This is a genomic window from Caballeronia sp. RCC_10, from assembly GCF_041360715.1.
In the GTDB taxonomy this organism is placed as follows: domain Bacteria; phylum Pseudomonadota; class Gammaproteobacteria; order Burkholderiales; family Burkholderiaceae; genus Caballeronia; species Caballeronia grimmiae.
In genome coordinates, this window is record NZ_JBFUPT010000004.1 from 202,645 (window position 1) to 218,085 (window position 15,441).

The 15,441-nt window shown below is 63.2% G+C and carries 18 protein-coding genes; 6 read left to right on the forward strand and 12 right to left on the reverse strand.

What is annotated here, in order from left to right:
- Positions 1-72: 72 nt before the first annotated feature.
- Together ahpF and ahpC are read right to left on the reverse strand one after the other, a co-directional pair.
- Complete coding sequence (gene ahpF, locus AB6804_RS10670; RefSeq protein ID WP_244795726.1) at positions 73-1,647, reverse strand: alkyl hydroperoxide reductase subunit F; 1,575 nt, start codon at positions 1,645-1,647, stop codon at positions 73-75.
- Positions 1,648-1,792: 145 nt separating this feature from the next.
- Positions 1,793-2,356, reverse strand: a complete 564-nt coding sequence (gene ahpC / locus AB6804_RS10675; RefSeq protein WP_035964812.1) for an alkyl hydroperoxide reductase subunit C — start codon at positions 2,354-2,356, stop codon at positions 1,793-1,795.
- 186 nt (positions 2,357-2,542) lie between these two features.
- Between ahpC and AB6804_RS10680 the strand changes: the two genes are divergently transcribed.
- Positions 2,543-3,238: an NADPH-dependent F420 reductase gene (locus AB6804_RS10680; RefSeq protein WP_370886432.1), complete on the forward strand. Its 696-nt coding sequence runs from the start codon at positions 2,543-2,545 to the stop codon at positions 3,236-3,238.
- Positions 3,239-3,364: 126 nt separating this feature from the next.
- On the forward strand, positions 3,365-4,033 hold the full coding sequence (gene ribA / locus AB6804_RS10685; protein WP_035964806.1) for a GTP cyclohydrolase II: 669 nt from the start codon (positions 3,365-3,367) through the stop codon (positions 4,031-4,033).
- Positions 4,034-4,036: 3 nt separating this feature from the next.
- Here ribA and AB6804_RS10690 read toward each other — a convergent pair whose 3' ends face one another.
- The 3 genes from AB6804_RS10690 to AB6804_RS10700 all read right to left on the reverse strand — a co-directional run bounded on the left by AB6804_RS10690 (position 4,037) and on the right by AB6804_RS10700 (position 7,746).
- Entirely contained in the window at positions 4,037-4,783 is a 747-nt protein-coding gene (locus AB6804_RS10690; RefSeq protein WP_370886433.1) for a 2OG-Fe(II) oxygenase, read from the reverse strand.
- Between the two features lie 82 nt (positions 4,784-4,865).
- Positions 4,866-5,381 (reverse strand): hemerythrin domain-containing protein, encoded by a 516-nt coding sequence (locus tag AB6804_RS10695; protein WP_370886434.1) that lies wholly within the window; start codon positions 5,379-5,381, stop codon positions 4,866-4,868.
- 55 nt (positions 5,382-5,436) lie between these two features.
- Complete coding sequence (locus AB6804_RS10700) at positions 5,437-7,746, reverse strand: ATP-dependent DNA helicase (protein ID WP_370886435.1); 2,310 nt, start codon at positions 7,744-7,746, stop codon at positions 5,437-5,439.
- A gap of 76 nt (positions 7,747-7,822) precedes the next feature.
- On the opposite strand from AB6804_RS10700, the gene AB6804_RS10705 reads away from it, so the two are divergent.
- Entirely contained in the window at positions 7,823-7,951 is a 129-nt protein-coding gene (locus AB6804_RS10705; protein WP_370886436.1) for a hypothetical protein, read from the forward strand.
- A 53-nt stretch (positions 7,952-8,004) separates the two neighbouring features.
- Positions 8,005-8,364, forward strand: a complete 360-nt coding sequence (locus tag AB6804_RS10710) for a DOPA 4,5-dioxygenase family protein (RefSeq protein WP_370886437.1) — start codon at positions 8,005-8,007, stop codon at positions 8,362-8,364.
- A gap of 7 nt (positions 8,365-8,371) precedes the next feature.
- Here the strand turns inward: AB6804_RS10710 and AB6804_RS10715 are convergent, their stop codons facing one another.
- The gene (locus AB6804_RS10715) at positions 8,372-8,977 is read right to left on the reverse strand and encodes a phasin family protein (RefSeq protein ID WP_370886438.1); all 606 of its coding nucleotides are present in this window, start codon (positions 8,975-8,977) and stop codon (positions 8,372-8,374) included.
- Positions 8,978-9,384: 407 nt separating this feature from the next.
- Here AB6804_RS10715 and AB6804_RS10720 point away from each other — a divergent pair, with 407 nt between their 5' ends.
- Positions 9,385-9,729: a helix-turn-helix domain-containing protein gene (locus tag AB6804_RS10720; RefSeq protein WP_370886439.1), complete on the forward strand. Its 345-nt coding sequence runs from the start codon at positions 9,385-9,387 to the stop codon at positions 9,727-9,729.
- Positions 9,730-9,774: 45 nt separating this feature from the next.
- On the opposite strand, the gene AB6804_RS10725 is transcribed toward AB6804_RS10720, so the two are convergent.
- Together AB6804_RS10725 and AB6804_RS10730 are read right to left on the reverse strand one after the other, a co-directional pair.
- Complete coding sequence (locus tag AB6804_RS10725; RefSeq protein ID WP_370886440.1) at positions 9,775-10,698, reverse strand: DMT family transporter; 924 nt, start codon at positions 10,696-10,698, stop codon at positions 9,775-9,777.
- 544 nt (positions 10,699-11,242) lie between these two features.
- On the reverse strand, positions 11,243-11,767 hold the full coding sequence (locus AB6804_RS10730; protein WP_370886441.1) for a hypothetical protein: 525 nt from the start codon (positions 11,765-11,767) through the stop codon (positions 11,243-11,245).
- 179 nt (positions 11,768-11,946) lie between these two features.
- On the opposite strand from AB6804_RS10730, the gene AB6804_RS10735 reads away from it, so the two are divergent.
- A complete protein-coding gene (locus AB6804_RS10735) occupies positions 11,947-12,312 on the forward strand; it encodes a hypothetical protein (protein ID WP_370886442.1) in 366 nt (121 codons plus the stop codon).
- A 34-nt stretch (positions 12,313-12,346) separates the two neighbouring features.
- Here AB6804_RS10735 and AB6804_RS10740 read toward each other — a convergent pair whose 3' ends face one another.
- The 4 genes from AB6804_RS10740 to AB6804_RS10755 all read right to left on the reverse strand — a co-directional run bounded on the left by AB6804_RS10740 (position 12,347) and on the right by AB6804_RS10755 (position 15,352).
- Positions 12,347-12,514 carry a hypothetical protein gene (locus tag AB6804_RS10740; RefSeq protein WP_160174734.1) on the reverse strand — a complete coding sequence of 56 codons (168 nt, stop codon included), beginning with the start codon at positions 12,512-12,514 and terminating at the stop codon, positions 12,347-12,349.
- A gap of 226 nt (positions 12,515-12,740) precedes the next feature.
- Positions 12,741-13,778 carry a S1C family serine protease gene (locus AB6804_RS10745; protein ID WP_370886443.1) on the reverse strand — a complete coding sequence of 346 codons (1,038 nt, stop codon included), beginning with the start codon at positions 13,776-13,778 and terminating at the stop codon, positions 12,741-12,743.
- A 70-nt stretch (positions 13,779-13,848) separates the two neighbouring features.
- Positions 13,849-14,745: a DUF4922 domain-containing protein gene (locus AB6804_RS10750; protein ID WP_370886444.1), complete on the reverse strand. Its 897-nt coding sequence runs from the start codon at positions 14,743-14,745 to the stop codon at positions 13,849-13,851.
- 76 nt (positions 14,746-14,821) lie between these two features.
- On the reverse strand, positions 14,822-15,352 hold the full coding sequence (locus tag AB6804_RS10755; protein ID WP_035964730.1) for an Lrp/AsnC family transcriptional regulator: 531 nt from the start codon (positions 15,350-15,352) through the stop codon (positions 14,822-14,824).
- Between the last annotated feature and the right edge of the window lie 89 nt (positions 15,353-15,441).

Sequence of the window (15,441 nt, forward strand, 5' to 3'; positions counted from 1 at the left end):
CTTGCACCGGCAAAGAAAAAGGCGAACGGATCGCTCCGTTCGCCTTTTTTATGACTGCGCTTCCGATGCCGCTTACGCCGCCACGGCTTCTTCCTCTTCGACCGATGCGCGGATCAGGTGATCGAACGCGCCCAGCGATGCCTTCGCGCCTTCGCCGACCGCGATCACGATCTGCTTGAACGGCACGGTGGTCACGTCGCCCGCGGCGAACACGCCCGGCACGGACGTCGCGCCCTTCGCATCGACGATGATCTCGCCGTGCTTCGACAACTCCACCGTACCCTTGAGCCATTCGGTGTTCGGCACGAGGCCGATCTGCACGAACACGCCTTCCAGTTCCACGCGATGGCTTTCGCCGTTCACGCGGTCGGTGTAGGTGAGACCGTTGACCTTCTTGCCGTCGCCGGTGATTTCCGTCGTCTGCGCGCTGGTGACGATGGTCACGTTCGCCAGGCTGCGCAGCTTCTTCTGCAGGACCGCGTCGGCACGCAGTTCCGCGCCGAATTCGATCAGCGTCACCGCCGACACCACGCCCGCCAGATCGATCGCCGCTTCGACGCCCGAATTGCCGCCGCCGATCACCGCGACGCGCTTGCCCTTGAACAGCGGGCCGTCGCAGTGCGGGCAGTACGCCACGCCGCGGCCGCGATATTCGCGCTCGCCCGGCACGTTGATTTCACGCCAGCGCGCGCCCGTCGCGAGGATGATGGCCTTCGCCTTCAGCACCGCGCCGCTCGCGAGATGCACTTCGTTGATGCGGCCCGGCACCAGCTTTTCGGCGCGCTGCACGTCCATCACGTCGACGTCGTAGCTCTTCACGTGCTGCTCGAGCGCGGTTGCGAACTTCGGTCCTTCGGTTTCCTGCACGGAGATGAAGTTCTCGATCGCCATCGTGTCGAGCACCTGCCCGCCGAAGCGTTCCGCGACGACGCCCGTCGCGATGCCCTTGCGTGCCGAGTAGATCGCCGCAGCCGCGCCAGCGGGACCGCCGCCGACGATCAGCACGTCGAACACCGGCTTCTTTTCCAGTTCCTTCGCCGCGCGGGCCGCCGAACCGCTATCGAGCTTCGCGAGGATTTCCTTCACGCCGCTGCGGCCCTGGCCGAAGCTCTCGCCGTTTAGGAACATCGTCGGCACGGCCATGACCTGGCGTTCTTCGACTTCGTTCTGGAACAGCGCGCCGTCGATTGCGACGTGCTTGATGCGCGGATTGATGATCGCCATCACGTTCAGCGCCTGCACGACTTCCGGGCAGTTCTGGCAGGACAGCGAGAAATACGTTTCGAACTGATAGTCGCCATCGAGATTGCGAATCTGCTCGATGGTCGCGTCGTCGAGCTTGATCGGGTGGCCGCCGGTTTGCAGCAGCGCCAGCACGAGCGACGTGAATTCGTGACCCATCGGGATGCCCGCGAACTGGATGCTCGCGGCCTTGCCCGGCTCGCCGATCGTGAACGACGGACGGCGCGCGGCGGCATCCCCTTTCTCGACGACGCTGATCCGCGGGGACAGCGAAGCGATTTCGTCGAGCAGGCTCTTCAGCTCGTGCGACTTGTCGCTGTCGTCGAGGAAGGCGACGAGCTCGATCGGCCGGCTGACCTTTTCCAGATAGGCTTTCAACTGATTCTTGAGGTTGGCGTCCAGCATGGCGTTGTCCGTTCCGTGACGTTGTTCTTGGCGTTCTTGCGACGCGCTCCGGCGCGGCGCAAGGCGCTGTACCGAAGGCGTAGGAGGCGAACCCGCCGCGAGTGATGCGGCGGATTCGTGATGCGCTCGTTGTGAGAACCGAGACTTAGATCTTGCCGATGAGGTCGAGCGACGGCGTCAGCGTTTCAGCGCCCGGCGTCCACTTGGCGGGGCAGACTTCGCCCGGATGCGATGCGACGTATTGCGCAGCCTGCACCTTGCGCAGCAGTTCGCCAGCGTCACGGCCGATGCCGTTGTCGTGCACTTCGCACAGCTTGATCTCGCCTTCCGGGTTGATCACGAACGTGCCGCGCAGCGCCAGGCCTTCTTCTTCGATCAGCACGTCGAAGTTGCGCGAGATCGCGAGCGTCGGGTCGCCGATCATCGGATACTTGATCTTGGCGATGGTTTCCGACGTGTCATGCCATGCCTTGTGCGTGAAGTGCGTATCCGTCGACACGCCGTAGATTTCGACGCCGAGCTTCTTGAATTCTTCGTAACGATCCGCCAGATCGCCCAGTTCGGTCGGGCAAACGAACGTGAAGTCAGCCGGGTAAAACACGAACACGGACCACTTGCCCTTCAGGCTTTCGTCGGTGACGGTCACGAAGTCGCCGTTGTGGTAGGCGGTTGCTTTGAACGGCTTGACTTGACTGTTGATGATCGGCATTACCAGATTCCTCTTGGAGTGGTGTTGAAGAAGTGAGTGAAGTATGAACTAAAACTATCAATCCTTGAAAATGGATTGATTTTATCATTGTAATTGATCCAGGCTATGGCGTCGATTCGTCGCGTTTTCCCTGAGGCGGCACTACGCTTGCGTAGTCAGGTAGGCATTTAATTCACGGAGGGTTTCATGAAGATCGGCATTATTGGAGCAGGCAACATTGGACAGGTTCTCGCTGAACGCTTCACGCAGTCCGGGCACGACGTCAGCATCGCGAACTCACGCGGGCCGGACTCGCTGCGCGACGTCGAGCGGACGACCGGCGCGGTCGCCGTCGAGGCGCGCGACGCGGTGAAGGGCGCGGAAGTCGTCGTCGTGACCATTCCGGAAGCCAAAGTGCCCGGCTTGCCAAAGGACCTGTTCGCGGGCGTGCCGGCGAACGTCGTGGTGATCGACACCGGCAACTACTATCCGCAGCAGCGCGACGGACGGATCGAGCCGATCGAGAAGGGCATGCCGGAAAGCCGCTGGGTCGAGCAGCAGATCGGGCGTCCTGTCGTGAAGGCGTTCAACAATATCTACGCGGCGCATCTGCGCGAGAACGGCAAGCCGGCGGGCGCGGCGGGGCGCATCGCGCTGCCGGTCGCGGGCGACGATCCTCGCGCGAAGAGCGTCGTGATGAAACTGATCGACGAAATCGGCTTCGATGCGGTCGATGCCGGCGAGATCGACGACTCCTGGCGTCAGCAGCCGGCCACGCCCGTCTATACCGCCGATCTCGACGCCGCCGCACTGCGCGCGGCGCTGCAGAAGGCCGATCCGGTGCGCAAGCCCGAATGGCGCGCGACGGACAACAGTCCCGGCACCTTCGAGAACCCGGCGTGAATCGCGGCCATCAGCGGGGCAACGGGTAAAGCGGACGCGCGCCGTGCGACAATCTGCAAACTTTCCCGATGGGCTTTACCATGACGTGCCGGGTCGCACCCGGCGTCATGGACTCGCTGATTCACTATGAAAACCGTTTCTCCAACGCTTGCCGTGCAGGACACTGATCACCGCTTCGGCGAATGCGCCGAATGCGCGGACGTCGAACTGGTCGCCACCGCGACTATTCCGACGCGTTATGGCACCTTCGGCTCGTATGTCTATCGCGTGAAGGAAACGGATGTCGAGCACATCGCGTTCGTGATGGGCGACGTGAGCAACGGCGACTCGGTGCTCACGCGGCTGCATTCCGAATGCGTGACCGGCGATGTGTTTGGCTCATATCGCTGCGATTGCGGCGAGCAACTCGATCTGGCGCTGCGCTATATCGCCGCCGAAAACCGCGGCATTCTGCTCTATCTGCGCGGGCATGAAGGGCGCGGCATCGGCCTCGCAAACAAGATTCGCGCTTATGCGCTGCAGGAGCAGGGCCTCGATACCGTCGACGCGAACCTGCACCTCGGCCTGCCCGACGACGCCCGCGAATACGACTCAGCGGCCGCCATCCTGCGCGCGATGAACGTCCGGTCCGTGCGGCTGATGAGCAATAACCCGTCGAAGTTCGATACGCTGCTGCGCCATGACATTCCGGTGAGCGAGCGAGTGGCGCTCGCCATCCCGATGCGCGAGGAAAACGAACGCTACATCAAGACGAAGCAGACGCGCTTCGGGCATTACTTCGAAGAAAACGAGTAAGCGTCAGCGCGCGTCGTGGAAGATCACGCCGAGCATGTGCCGCCGGCCAGCGCGCAGGCGGCTGACGCCATGCCGCATGTTCACGCGATACACCCCGCGCGTGCCGTTCACGGGCCGCTGATGCACCGCGAAGAACACCGCGTCGCCTTGCGCCAGGGGCACCACTTCCACGCGGGACTGCATGCGCGGGCGCTGTTCCGTCATCACGAATTCGCCGCCGGTGAACTCGCGTCCGGGCGCGGAAAGCAGAATCGCCATCTGAATCGGAAAAACGTGCTCGCCGTATAAGTCCTGATGCAGGCAGTTGAAGTCGCCGGGGACGTAGCGAAGAAGAAGCGGCGTCGGGCGCGTTTGTCCCGCGCGGTGGCATCGCTCGATGAAGGCCGCATGATCCTGCGGAAAGCGCACGTCGATGTGCATCGCTTCGTTCCAGCGATTCGCAATCGGCGCGAGATGCGCGTACGCCGCGCCGCGCACGTCGTCGATCAGCGCGGGTAGCGGGTAAGAGAAGTACTTGTATTCACCGCCCCCGAAGCTATGCCGCTCCATCACGATGCGGCTGCGGAACAGGGCGTCGTCGTCATACGAGGACGCGAGCGCCGCGCATTCCTCGCTGGACAACAAGCCCGGCGCAACGGCCGAGCCTTGCAAGCCGAGTTGCGTTTCCATATCCGTCCAGTCGAGCGCATCGACGCGTTCGACGATATCCGCGCCTGCATCGTATGCGAGCGCGTTTCCAGTCGCTTTCATGGATGCTCCGGCCGATGTGTGAGTCTCGCCGTCACTGTGCGGCAAAAGCGCGGCTCACACGCTCCGGATCTTGCGGTGTGATTCAGTGCGTCGTCGCGGTCGCGACTTCGGTGATGCGGTTCTGCAACTCGGTCTTGCGCGCTTCGATCTTCTCGCCCAGCTTGACGAGGTCGACCCCGGCCTTGCGAATTTCCTTGAAGAGTTCGGTTTCCTCTTCTTCGACGTGATGCGTGACGTTTTCCTTCAGCACGCGGAAAGTCGCATCGAAGCCTTCGTCGCCGGCGCGCAACTGCGTGAACTTCTCGATCAGCGTCTTCACGAGAAAGTGCTCGACGTACGCTTCTTCGACATCGATCTTCTCGTCGTCCTTGCCGAACGCCTCGCGGGCGGCGGGGTAGAGCAGTTCCTCTTCGACGATCGCGTGAATCGTCAGCAGTTCGCACGCGCGCTGCACGAGCGTCGACTTGCGCTCGAGATCGTCTTTCGGCGCACGGTCGAACGCGTCGAAAAGCTGTTCGACAGCGCGATGATCGGCGGTGAGGATTTCGAGCGCGTCGCCCGCTTCCGGTTGCCGCAGCGGTTGATCGGTGGTGGACATGGCTTCTCCTTATGTGTGGCCTGGGCTTCTCGCGCGGCAGGCTTTTGGGGTGCCGTTATTCAGCAAGGAGAGTGCCCGCCGTCTCGCGCTCGCGAACGATGTTCACGTTCCACCAGGCGGGCAGGAGCCGCCGCACTTCGGCGCGGGCGAAACGATCGTCGATCAGGAACAGGACGCCGCGATCTTGCGGTCCGCGAATGACGCGCCCCGCCGCCTGCACCACCTTCTGCAAGCCCGGAAACAGATACGTGTACGCGTAGCCTTCACCGAAGGCATCGTGCATGCGCGCTTTCATGTGTTCGTTGACGGGGTTCAGTTGCGGCAGCCCGAGCGTCGCGACGAACGCGCCGATCAGCCGCGTGCCCGGCAGATCGATCGCCTCGCCGAACGCACCGCCCAGCACCGCGAAGCCAATGCCGCGCCCATCGGGCTCGAAGCGCGCTAGAAACGCCTGTTGTGCGGCCTCGCTCATCGCGCGGGACTGCTGCCAGCAGGGTATCGACGGATGCCGCTCCGCCACTGCCGATGCGACTTGCGTCAGATAGTCGAAGCTGCTGAAAAAGCTCAGATAGTTGCCCGGCGCGCGCGCGTATTGCCCGGCGATCAGATCGGCGATGCGGTCCACGGAGCGCTCGCGATCCCGAAAACGCGTCGATACGTTCGCGATCGCGCGCACGTCGAGCTGGTCCACTGTGAAAGGCGAATCGACGTCGATGCGCACGGTCGTCGCGGGCAGGCCGAGCATGTCGGCGTAAAAGTGCGCGGGCGTGAGCGTCGCGGAAAACAGCGCGACGCTGTGGGCGCGCGCAAAGCGTGGCGCGAGATGCGGCGCGGGAATCACGTTGCGCAGGCAGAACACGGCGTTGCGCTTGCCAGAAAGCGCGATGTCGAACAGCGAATGCGAGCCGAACCGCTCCGCGATGCGCGTGAACTGCACGGCGTCGAAATAGAAGCGCAGGACATCCGGTGTGAAAACGTCGGGCTGCTCGGCAAGCGTTTCAGTCATCGCCGATACCGCTTGGCCCAGCACGTTCAGAAGTTTGGCGGGCGGATCGTCGTGCGCCGCGTATTCGATGCCCGCCGCGCTCTGCTCGCGGCTCGTGTCGCTGAAAGCACGCGCCACGCGAGCCAGCGTGCGCTTGAACGCCGGCGGCGCGGTGCGGCGCATGGCGTTGAACGTGGCTTGATCGAGCGTCGCGGAATACATGCCGCGCGCACGATCGACAAGGTTATGCGCTTCGTCGACGAGCACGGCCACGCGCCAGCGATTCGCTTCCGCCAGCGCAAACAGCATCGCGCTGGTATCGAAGTAATAGTTGTAGTCGCCGACGATCACGTCGCCCCAGCGCGACAATTCCTGGCTCAGATAGTACGGACAGACGGCGTGCTCCCGCGCCACTTCCGCAATCGACGCGCGATGCAGCTGCGCACGTTCCAGCGCAGCGGTGCGCGCGGCCGGCAGGCGATCGTAGAAGCCGCGTGCGAGCGGGCACGAATCGCCGTGACACGAGCGGTCCGGATACTCGCACGCCTTGTCGCGCGCCACCAGTTCGATGACCCGCAGCGGCCGTTGCGTGGACGCGCCGAGTGTCGTCAGCGCATCGAGTGCGAGCTGGCGGCCTGCGCTTTTGGCGGTCAGAAAGAAGATTTTGTCGAGCTGCTGCGCGGGCCACGCCTTCAGCAGAGGAAAGAGCGTGCCGACCGTCTTGCCGATGCCCGTCGGCGCTTCGGCGACGAGGCATCGCCCCGACATGGCCGCGCGATACACGCCTTCGGCGAGCGCACGCTGTCCGGGGCGAAACGTGGCGTGCGGGAAAGCAAGCGCCGTGAGCGAGGCATCGCGCGCCGTCCGGTGCTGCACCTCCTGCTCCGCCCACGCGATGAACCGCTCGCATTGCGCATCGAAATGTTCCTTCAGGGCGAGCGCCGATTGCGTCCCGACGAGCACGGTTTCCGTCTGCGCGACGATGTCGAAATAAACGAGCGCGATGTCGATTGATTCCAGCGCGAGCTTGCGGCACATCAGATGCCCGTAGACGCGCGCCTGCGCCCAATGCAGATGCCGATGGTTCTGCGGCATCGACTCCAGCTTCCCGCGATGCGTCTTGATCTCTTCGAGCCGGTTCGATGCGGGATCGTAGCCGTCAGCCCGCCCGCGCACGCGCAGCGGGCCGTAGTCTTCCGACAGCGTGATTTCCTTCTGATATCCGTCGGGCCTGCGCCCAGTCACGGTCAGGTGACCGGCGACGCCTTCCTGTGCGGTTGGCGTGGGCGTGAAGCGAAGGTCGAGATCGCCTTGCTTCGCGGTGAATTCGCACAGCGCGCGCACGGCGACAGTGTAGGCGGGCTCTGGAACTGTACGCATGTACAGTAGTCTAGCATGCGGAATATTGCGCTCCGACGACGCGTTTATTGAACGTCGCTAACTTTCGGAGACGGACATGAAGCTCGCAATCATCGTCGCGGCAGTCGTCGCGCTGCTTGGTGGAACGCTCGCGGGGTGTCAGACGGAGGGCGCAGGCGCGTCGTCGAGCCGGTCGTCGTCCGGTAGCGGCGGCGGGGCGTATTAGCGGCGTTTCGCTAGAATGATCGCTGTCTCGATCACGCGCGAACGGATGAAACGATGGAAACGCCCACGATAAGCAGTTGGCACGCGCACGTCTATTTCGACGCCGCCAGCCGCGACGCCGCGTGGCAACTCAGGGGACTCATCTCGGAGCGGTTCGCGAGCGACGTGCAAAGCGGCGTGTTGCGGCTCGGGCGCTTTCACGAACGGCCGGTCGGACCTCATCCGCAATGGTCGTTTCAGTTGGCGTTCGGAAGCGAGCGGCTCGCTTCGATGCTCGAATGGCTGGCCGTCAATCACGGCGCGCTGGATATTTTCATGCATCCGAATACCGGCGATGACTTGCGCGATCATCGCGACTCGGCCGTGTGGATAGGCCGCTCGCACGAACTCGTGCTGACGGCCTTTCAACGGTAACGGGTTCTTACTTCTTTGCGCTCGCAGCCTTCGTCGATACCACGCGCACGGCGGGCGGCGTCGCTGCACTGGCGGTGCTGGCGGCATTCGCTGCGTTCGCGGCATTGTCCTGTGCGGCTTCGACGACCTGGCGCGCAGCGGCGCGTGCGGCTTCATACGCCGAATTCGCGGACTGCGTGGCCGTATCGATAACCTGCTTCCACGCCGACACGACCGCGTTACTGCCCGGCGCACCGTTCGCGATGCTGTCGACAAACGCCTGAACGTTGCGTTGCGATTTCCCGATCTGATCCTGCGCGGCCTCCAGATAGACACCGCGCACGCCCGTCGCAACGTCGGCGACCTGCTGCCAGTACGCTTGCGTGCGCTCGGCGTTTGCCTGGAACCGCGCGTTCTGAAGTGCGAAGAATTCTTTCGGATCGCGGACGGAGAAAGCCTTCGTCACGTATTCCTGATGCTCCGCGAGTGCTGTCCTGAAGGTGCGCACATTCAAATCGATGAGCTTTTCAAAGCCTTCGACCGCGCGCGATGCAAGACCAAAACTGACGTCCAATCCTGCCTTCTGCGATGCAAGTAGATTCTCCGGCGCAAGACTGCTCGTGCTCGATTCCATTGAAATGCCTCTTTAAGAAAATCGGTGATTTTGCGGTGCAGCGAAGAATCGATTTTTAGAGAAAGTCACACGCGTGTCAATCGCCATTTCTAATGCATTATTTTGGCGGCGGCATTGCTCTGTCTAATCTCGGTTCGGCGGCAGTAAATGGGATGCGACGCAACCGTGCGTCCTGCTTGAGATTCCGCCGAGCGAGGCGCGGCGCGTACGAACGTTCGATAAACCATTGACAATAAAGCGTTTTACGTTTGCAGCGGGTAAACACTTAGGGCGGCGGGCACGAGATCCGGTCTATCCCCACTTGACGCTGTCCTCTCTATCTTGAAAAATCTCGCACTGCAATAAGTGCATGATTCAACGAAAGTACAGGGCTGTCATTCGTTCGTCACTGTTATTTCGTACGATTCGTGGACCAAATCGAGCCGGCGCTGAACGGCCAAATATATAAATCGAGAGAGTTGAAACAGATGGGCCGACATACCCTGACCATTGGGCACCTTGAACGCAGTCACGACGATAATTCCCTGCGGCGCGCAATGGCTGCGCGCCTAGACCGGGCGATGCAGCGCGCGAACGTCAGTTCCGCCAAAGCCGCGAAATGGGTCGAAGTAAGCGAAGACGACGTGCAATTCTGGCGACGCGGCATTACCGTCCCGCCGCTCCACGCTTTTAATCGCATCGCCAGGGCGCTCGATGTCGACGTGCACTGGCTCTGCACCGGCCAGGCTCAGGCGGCGCAAGCATCGCGCTGATGTGCTGCTCGCGTGCGTTGTGCCGTGCGCAGCGCGCGGCAGCCCTCAGACCGCGACCGCCTTGCGGCCGTGCATCAGCACCGTCCCGATACCGCTCGCCGCGATCACGCACATGCCGATCGCCATCCACAGATCGGGCGCCTGTCCGAAGAGCAGCCAGCTAAAGCACGATGCAAAGGCGAGTTGCGCGTAGGAGAAGGGCGTCAGCACCGATAGCGGCGCGCGGCGCAACGCCTGCAGCATCAGCAACTGGCCGACGGTCGCCATCGTCGCCATGAACGCGACGAGCATCCAGCTTGTGGCAGTCACGTGCGCTATTTCCGGCAGCAGTTGCGCCTGATCCGCCCACACGGCCACGCACAGCACGACCGTCGCGACGAGCGCGGTCAGGAAGTTCGTCGTGGCGGCGTCGTCGACACGCGACAGATGGCTCGACACTACCTGGAAGCACGCGAACGAGGTCGCCGAGGCGACCGGAAAAATCACGGTCCACGTGAATCCGCTTCCGCCCGGCCGCACCACCATCAACATGCCGATGAAGCCGATCACGACCATCGCCCACTTGCTGCGCGGCACGTGGTCTTTCAGCACGAGCGCGGCGAGCAGCGTGGAGATGAGCGGCGCGAGCATCGCAAGCGATGTCGTCACGGGAAGCGGCAAATAACGGAGCGCGGCGAAGGTGCAGGCAGAGTTCGTGAGCAGCAGAAGCGCGCGGACGATTTGCAATTTCGCATTGTCGGTGCGAAAGAAGCTGAACGAGCCGCGCCGCGCTTGCCAGACGCCGAGCACGATCATCTGGAAGAGGTAGCGCACCCACAGCAGTGCGATGAGCGGGACAGCGGCGCCGATCAGCTTGACGGTCGAATCGCTGGCGGCGAAGGCGGCGGTCGTCAGGACCATGATCGCGATGCCGGCGCCGGTGTTGTCAGTATCGATCCGAAATCGCGCTTTGCCTTCCAGGGTTGCCATCGACTGTCCGCCCGTCCGCTGCCATGAATGAAGAACGGCTTTAATTAAGCCGTTGCTTCCATTCTGCGGACATCGAACGCAGCTGGCAAGGCGGCAGTAAAGTAGTTTTCGCGCTGTTGTGCGAGCGTCACGATGGTGAAATTAACTAGACGGTTCGTTTGCGCGGGTGCATGGGGAGGTCGAAGAAAAGGCGCGATCAGCGAAAAAAAACGTGAATGCTGCATCCGATCATGCGCGATTCGGGCTTTGTCTTCCGCCCTTTGCCGCCTACACTTAAAGTAGTTTCTCAACGCTTCATCAGGAGACGGCGATGCGAACGAGACCACGCGAAGTCGTCCGTATGCTGGCAATGTTTCGGAGATCGGCGCAATGTCGGGCCTTGCGGGCTGCGTCGGCGCAAGAGGCGATGCGCCTTGCGAGAGAAGAGGCCGACGAAGCGTCCGCAGCGGCGGATACCGCAGCCGATTCCTCCGCAGACACGGACACCGCCTGCAACGAACGAGCGCAGCGGCGCATGCATTGAAGCCAAGCGCCGCGCTGCGGCTTACGCGCGCGCCGCGCTCCTGTACGGCGAGAATCGCCAATGGCCCGCTGCATCTTTCACGGCAACCGCGCCATGTTCATGCAGCATGTCGCCGATCGGCCCCGGCTTGATCTGCTCGGTGATCCTGATGACCAGCAGCGTGCGCTGTCGAACGGCATCGTCGTTTTCCGTCGGACCCGGCGGCCGTGGCGGCTGTGGGTCGCGGGAAACGAAACGGTTGTGCGCCCCGATTACCCCTTGATGTTCGCCATGTGCGATGTATTCCGCCTCGTCCTCTTCGTGCGAGGGTAGCGGAAAGGCGTTGAAATCGACGTCGTTCGGCCCGGCGCGGTACAGATGCGCGTCGTCGCGTGAAAGTCCGGCATGTTGCAACGCGCGCAGCGCCTCGTGTCCGTCGCGATAGGACGCAAATACGCCCACGATCACCTGATTGGTCGCCTGATTCATCGTCGTCTCCGTCCGCGTGTATGCGCGTATCGTCGATGCGAGCGTCGCTTCCTTGATCGAACGACGCGACGCTCGCATGAGTACGCGGTGTAGGAATCATCAGAAGAGACAGCAACGTGCGTTCCCGCACGCACGCCCGACGCGGCACGTTTTCGAAGTCTGTCCGGGTTGCGACCCTATCGGCAATCGCCTAAAGTGGGTGGGCGTCTTTTCAGGCCACAGCGCGTCGACTCGAATGCGCTTTCTACGAGGCTCGCATGACAGCGAAAGCGTGTGCGTGGGTGTGTCTGCTCATTATGGCAGCGGCGAGTTCCGCATGGGCGGCGCCCTGCTTCAGCGACGGTGACATCGTGATGCTCGAAGGCAAGGTCACGCGCCAGGCTGCGCGTCAGGCCGACGCCGCCACGAACCGCGCATGGGTTCTGGCGCTTTCGAGCCCGCTCTGCGTCGCGAACGCGGGGACGCAATCGAATGTATCGACGGTGCAGATCGTCGATGCCGAGCTGCCCGAAGACGCACGCGTGCAACTCACCGGCAAGCTCGTGACCGGCAACGTAAGTGCGTACTACGCCGTGCCCACGGCGATCTGGGTGCTCAAGCAGCGGATCCTGTCGGAGCGCTGATTCGACGTCATGCTCAGTGGTACTCAGTCTGCAATCAGGCCGCCTTCGCTTGGGAACGGCAATATTGCGCGACGACCCATTGCAGCGGCTGTTCGTCGAACTTGCGCTCTTCGGCGAATCGCATGATGGCGTCGAGTTGCTGGCCGCTGCAGCGGAACGCCTGACGGCGCGGCATCGAAAGTTTGGTCTTGTGCTTGGTCATGGCAATCCCTTTTGCTTGGTTCTCTATGGACCTTGGGACCTTCCCCGGAGGGCAGGCCGGTCGAACGGTGACCCGCTCGTGCGCCTGCTGCTCCTTTATTAAGCCGGATAGTCGCTGTTTCGACCGGCTGTTAGCGCACATAGTCACCAGACAATCGTCTTAGCGCAAACCGTGGGCCTGACAGGTTCGCGCTGGCCTGAGTGCTTCGTGATGCCGACGAAAAACGTCAGCCGGTCTGTTCGACCGGCGTCACTTCGATGTCCTGTTTCTGCGACCCGCGCAGCACCGTGATCTTCACGGCACGATCGATCCGCGATGCATCCAGCGTGCGCTGCAAACCGTCGACGCTATCGATGACGACGTCATCCACCGCGACGATGCGATCGCCGGCGCGCAGGCCGCCCGACGCAGCCGGGCTTCCCTTGACGACTTCCATCACGTGCACCGCGCTCGCGGCCGGCAGCCCGAAAAAGCGCTGCACGCGCCGCGAAACGGGCGCAGTCGTGCCCGCGACGCCGATGTACGCGCGCCGCACCCGCCCGTGCGCGAAGATCTGCATGATCACCCACTTCGCGGTATCGATTGCCGTGGCGAAGGAAATGGCCTGCGCGCCCGAGATGATCGCGGTGTTCACGCCGATGACCTGTCCCGCCGAGTTGATGAGCGGCCCGCCCGAGTTGCCGGGGTTGAGCGCGGCATCGGTCTGGATCACGTCGTAGATCATGCGGCCGGAGTTCGATCGCAGCGAGCGCCCGAGCGCCGACACGACGCCCGTCGTCACCGTTTGCGCAAGCCCGAGCGGATTGCCGACGGCAATCGCGATCTGCCCGACGCGCAGGCTGTGCGAATCGCCCAGTGCGACGTGCGGCAGCGGCTCGGGCGAACCGATGCGCAGCACCGCGAGATCGCTGTCGGGATCGTCGCCGACGAGATCGGCATCAAAGCGCGCGCCGTCCGCCAGTGTCACGGTGATGCGCGTCGCGCCGTGGACGACGTGGCTATTGGTCAGCAAATAGCCGTCGGGTGTGAAGATGAAGCCCGAACCGGTGCCGCCGGCCGCGCGGCGGGCACCGCGCGCATCGGCATATTCGCGTTCCACTGAAATGAAGACGACGGCTTGCTGCACGCGCTCGAGCGCGCCGATCACGGTGCGCGAATAGGCATCGAGCAGCGCGGCGTCGTCGAGCGGCTGGAGCGGCTGCGAGGGCGCGGCGTCTTGCGAGCCGCGCGCAAGATCATCGATGAATCGAGGACGGCTTCCCATGTCGGACTCCGAATGTATGAGAGCCGACATGCGGGCCGCCGCACGGCTTTTCAAGACGGGCTCGCCGCTCTCAGGCCGGGCGCGATGCCCGCGCGAGCAGGCTCATCGGCCCGAGCGTTTCGACGATGCGGCGCTGTGCATCGTCACGCACGAAAAGCGATCCTGCGAAGCCGAGCGCGTTCACCGCGATGCCATCGACATCGGCGGCGGTGCGCGCAACGGCGAGCATCCACCGGCGTGTGACGAGCAGGTTGTAGGGCGCCGATTGATGCGCCGCCCCGAGCACATCGAACGGTTCGATACCGATCGCGTCCAGTAGCCGGCGATACGTCGCGAATGCGTCGGCCGCTTCGATCGACGTGGCATCGCCGAGCCACGCGGCCGCATGCGCAAACGGAAACTGCGGCACGCGATACGGCGCGGTATCGCGAGCGGCTTCGACGAGCGGTTCGATCGGCACCGGATGACCGTCGAGCGGCAGCGGCACGATCTGCAGATGCTTGTGTGGCTGGCTCGATCCGGCGACGGCGCCGCCGTTGTAAAAGCCGAGGCCGTCGAACTCGCGCAGGCACGCGAGGAGCGCCGCGAAGTCGCCGGCGTCGAGCAGCGCGGCTTGCGGCTCGAACTCCGTCGTCACGATCAGCAGGTGATGCGCGAGCACGTTGAACTTGTTGAGCAGGAGAAAGTGCCGCTCGCCGATATCGCCGACGCGCAGCGCCTCCTCGCACGGAGAGAATGGATCGCGCCATTCGCTGGCCGCATCGGCCGCCGTTTTGGCCGCCAGTTTCGCGGCTTCGTCCTTGCGGGCGAGATTGGCCGCCTGACGCACGAGAAAGCGCACGCCTTCATTGTCGATGACATGCGGGACGGTATCGAACGGACGCAGTGCGCCGCAGGCGAGCGCGCGTTCCGTCTGCTGAAGGACATCGCGCCACGATGGTGCGCGGAGCGGGTCGCGTTCGGTCATTGGCGTTTGCGGGAGTGACGGGAGCGTCTATTCTGCGCGATTCAATCGTCCGCCGCGCGGTGCGCCGCACAGCGCTTCACGTCCAGTCGTCTTCATCGTGCTTGGGCTCCGGCAGCGTCAGCCCTGACGCGGGCAGCGGCAAGGCGGTCTTGTATCGCACCTGCTTGAGCGCAAAACTAGAGCGGATGTTCGACACACCCGGCATCTTCGTCAGCCGTTCGAGAATGAAGCGTTCGAGCGCCGCCACGTCCGGCAGAACGACGCGCAGCAGATAATCGGCGTCGCCCGTCATCAGATAGCACTCCATGACCTCGGGACGCTCGCTGATCGCCTGTTCGAAGCGGGCGAGCGCGTCCTTGACCTGCTTTTCCAGACTGACCTGAATGAACACGTTGATGCTCAAGCCGAGCGCCTCGGGACTCAGCAGCGTCACGTGCTGCCTGAACAGCCCCGCTTTTTCGAGCGCACGCACGCGATTGAAGCACGGCGTCGGCGACAGGTTGACGGCGCGCGCCAGCTCCGAGTTGGTGATGCGCGCGTTCTGCTGCAACTGGTTCAGGATGCCGATATCGATACGATCGAGGCGTTGCTTCGGTTGCACGCTCATAGTGTGATGATTCCGGATTTTCAGGGTTTCGAAGAATGAACACTCTATCGTAAAGCGGTGCCGCAGCCAAATGAGACGCAAATTCTGCC